The 3528-nt window shown below is 69.4% G+C and carries 3 protein-coding genes; all 3 read left to right on the top strand.

Going from position 1 to position 3528, the window contains the following annotated elements; genetic code table 11:
* Positions 1-1135 (top strand): Re/Si-specific NAD(P)(+) transhydrogenase subunit alpha (locus J2S75_RS22410; protein WP_307023461.1); only part of this gene is annotated, 1135 nt, incomplete at its 5' end.
* A 338-nt stretch (positions 1136-1473) separates the two neighbouring features.
* Positions 1474-1914: a proton-translocating transhydrogenase family protein gene (locus tag J2S75_RS22405; protein WP_244450829.1), complete on the top strand. Its 441-nt coding sequence runs from the start codon at positions 1474-1476 to the stop codon at positions 1912-1914.
* A gap of 8 nt (positions 1915-1922) precedes the next feature.
* Complete coding sequence (locus tag J2S75_RS22400; protein WP_307023459.1) at positions 1923-3326, top strand: NAD(P)(+) transhydrogenase (Re/Si-specific) subunit beta; 1404 nt, start codon at positions 1923-1925, stop codon at positions 3324-3326.
* Positions 3327-3528 lie beyond the last annotated feature (202 nt).

Below are 3528 nucleotides of genomic sequence, written 5' to 3'. Positions count from 1 at the left end.
TGCCGACACGGTGAAGCGCTATATCGGTCTGGGTGCGGCGGTTTTTGTCGCGTCGGGGGCGGGGGCGGCGTCGGGGATTGGCGACGGGGAGTATGAGGGCGCGGGCGCGACCGTGGTGGCGGACAATGCCGCGGCGGTGGCGGGCGCGGATATCGTGCTCGCGGTGCGCCGGCCGGAAGCCGCGTCGCTCACGGGCGCGAACAAGGGCGCGCTGGTCATCGCCATCGCCGACCCGCATGGCCATGAGGCCGCGCTCACCGAGATCGCCGGCACCGGCGTGTCGCTGTTCGCCATGGAGCTGATGCCGCGCATCACCCGCGCGCAGGTGATGGACGTGCTGTCCTCGCAGGCGAATCTGGCCGGCTACCGCGCGGTGATCGACGCCTCCGCCGAGTTCGGCCGGGCCTTCCCGATGATGATGACGGCGGCCGGCACCGTGCCGGCGGCGCGTGTGTTCATCATGGGCGCGGGCGTGGCCGGGCTGCAGGCCATCGCCACGGCGCGGCGCCTCGGCGCGGTGGTCTCGGCCACCGATGTGCGCCCGGCGGCGAAGGAACAGGTCGAGAGCCTCGGGGCGAAGTTCATCGCGGTGGAGGACGAGGAGTTCAAGCAGGCGGAAACCTCCGGCGGCTACGCCAAGGCGATGTCGGCGGAATACCAGGCCAAGCAGGCGGCGCTGACCGCCAGCCACATCGCCAAGCAGGACATCGTCATCACCACGGCGCTGATCCCCGGCCGCCCGGCGCCCAAGCTCGTCTCCGCCGACATGGTGGCGTCGATGAAGCCGGGCTCGGTCATCATCGACCTCGCGGTGGAGCGCGGCGGCAATGTCGCCGGCGCGGTGCCGGGCGAGGTGGTGACGACCGCCAATGGGGTGAAGATCGTCGGTCATCTCAACGTGGCGGGCCGGCTGGCGGCGACCGCCTCGCAGCTCTACGCCAAGAATCTCTACGCCTTTGTCGAGACGCTGGTGGACAAGGGGTCGAAGGCGCTGGCCGTGAAGTGGGACGACGAGCTGGTGAAGGCGACGCTGCTGACCAAGGACGGGGCGGTGGTGCATCCCGGCTTCGCGACGCAGGAATCGGCGCCGGCGCCGGCGCCGGCAGCCCCGGAAGCGGGCGCGTCGGCGGCGTGAGCCGGGCGGGCTGAGGGCCTGCCCCTTTCTTCCTCATGCCCGGGCTTGACCCGGGCACCCAGGCCTTCCGGGTGGCCCGGCTTCAGGCTGGGTCCCCGGGTCAATCCCCGGATCACGTCCGGGGACGGGGATGAGGGCGCGAAGGGGGGGGGCGGTGACGCTTCCGGCGGCGGCGCCTCTCGCGGACGCTGGTAACGAGATCAAGCCTTAAGGGCGGCCCGGCCGGGGAGATCGGCAGCCGCCTCACAGAACGGGGAATCGAGGAAATGGCCAATCCGGCAGGGGGCGTGATACTCGCCCAGAACGCGCCTGGTGTCGCCGACGCGGCGCAGGGGGCGATGGCGCAGAACGCGGCCGAAGGGGCGCGTATGGCGGCGGAAGTGGCGCGGCAGGCGGCGGAAGCGGCGCAGGCCTATGCCGCGGCGGCGCAGCAGAGCTATGCCGAACTTGCGGGCAATGCGGCGCATGCGCTGACCGGCGGGGCGATCGACCCCTTCGTGTTCCAGCTCGCCATCTTCGTGCTGGCGGTGTTCGTCGGCTATTACGTCGTGTGGTCGGTGACCCCGGCGCTGCACACGCCCCTGATGAGCGTGACCAACGCCATCTCCTCGGTGATCGTGGTCGGCGCGCTGCTCGCGGTCGGCGTCGACACGGTGGCGGAAGGCACGGGCTGGGCGCGCGGCTTCGGCTTTGTCGGCCTCGTCCTGGCGGCGGTGAACATTTTCGGCGGGTTCCTGGTGACCAGCCGCATGCTCGCCATGTACTCGAAGAAGAAGTGAGCGCGAACATGAACGCCAATCTGGTCGCGCTGCTCTATCTCGTCTCCGGCGTCCTGTTCATCCTGGCGCTGCGCGGGCTCTCCAGCCCGGTCACCTCCCGCCAGGGCAATATTTTCGGCATGGTCGGCATGACCATCGCCATTCTGACGACGCTCGGCTCCTCCCCGCCGGCCGGCCCGGGCGGCTGGGCGCTGGTGCTCGGCGGCCTCGCGCTCGGCGGCGGCGCCGGCGCGGTCATCGCTCGCAAGATCGCGATGACGCAGATGCCGCAACTGGTGGCGGCGTTCCACTCGCTGGTCGGCCTTGCCGCCGTGATGGTGGCGGCGGCGGCGCTCTACGCCCCGGCGGCGTTCCATATCGGCGATCCCGGCCATATCCATGCCCAGGCGCTGATCGAGATGAGCCTCGGCGTCGCCATCGGTGCCATCACCTTTACCGGCTCGGTCATCGCCTTTGCCAAGCTCAACGGCAACATGTCGGGCAAGCCGATCCTGCTGCCGGCCCGCCACCTCATCAATGCCGGCCTCGCGGGCCTGATCGTGGTGCTGATCGGCGTGCTGGTGGCGACCGAGAGCCACACCGTGTTCTGGCTGATCGTCATCGCCTCGCTCATTCTCGGCGGGCTGATCATCATCCCGATCGGCGGCGCCGACATGCCGGTCGTGGTGTCGATGCTCAATTCCTATTCCGGCTGGGCGGCGGCGGGCATCGGCTTCACCCTGTCCAACACCGCGCTGATCATCACCGGCGCGCTGGTGGGGTCCTCGGGCGCGATCCTGTCCTACATCATGTGCAAGGGCATGAACCGCTCCTTCATCTCGGTGATCCTGGGCGGCTTCGGCGGCGACAGCGCCACCGGCCCGGCCGGGGCGGTGGAAACGCGGCCGGTGAAGCAGGGCTCGGCCGAGGACGCGGCCTTCATCATGAAGAACGCCTCCAAGGTCATCATCGTGCCGGGCTACGGCATGGCGGTGGCGCAGGCCCAGCACGCGCTGCGCGAGATGGCCGACAAGCTGAAGGAGGAAGGCGTCGAGGTGAAATACGCCATCCATCCCGTGGCCGGCCGCATGCCCGGGCACATGAACGTGCTGCTGGCGGAAGCCAATGTGCCCTATGACGAGGTGTTCGAGCTCGAGGACATCAACTCCGAATTCGCTCAGGCGGATGTGGCCTTCGTCATCGGCGCCAATGACGTGACCAACCCGGCGGCGAAGACCGACCCGACCTCCGCCATTTACGGCATGCCGATCCTCGACGTGGAAAAGGCCAAGACCGTGCTGTTCATCAAGCGCGGCATGGCGGCGGGCTATGCCGGGGTGGAGAACGAGCTGTTCTTCCGCGACAACACCATGATGCTGTTCGCCGACGCCAAGAAGATGGTCGAGGACATCGTCAAGAACCTCAACCACTGAGGAAGGCGCCGCGAGGGAGAGCGAGGCGGATCGGCCGCCCCGCACCCGGCGGAGAAGAGAGCGGAGCACGGCGCCGGCTTCGCGCCCGGCGGGTAGCAGAGGCCGGATCGGTCGCATCGTCCACCTCACCGCACTCATCGTCCACGCCCCGAACATCCGCAAAGGCCCGCCCCCCGGCGGGCCTTTTTGCCATGGGGGGAGG

The sequence above is a fragment of the Ancylobacter polymorphus genome (genome assembly GCF_030813495.1).
In the GTDB taxonomy this organism is placed as follows: Bacteria; Pseudomonadota; Alphaproteobacteria; order Rhizobiales; family Xanthobacteraceae; genus Ancylobacter; species Ancylobacter polymorphus.
This window is presented reverse-complemented; position numbering and strand designations above follow the sequence as displayed.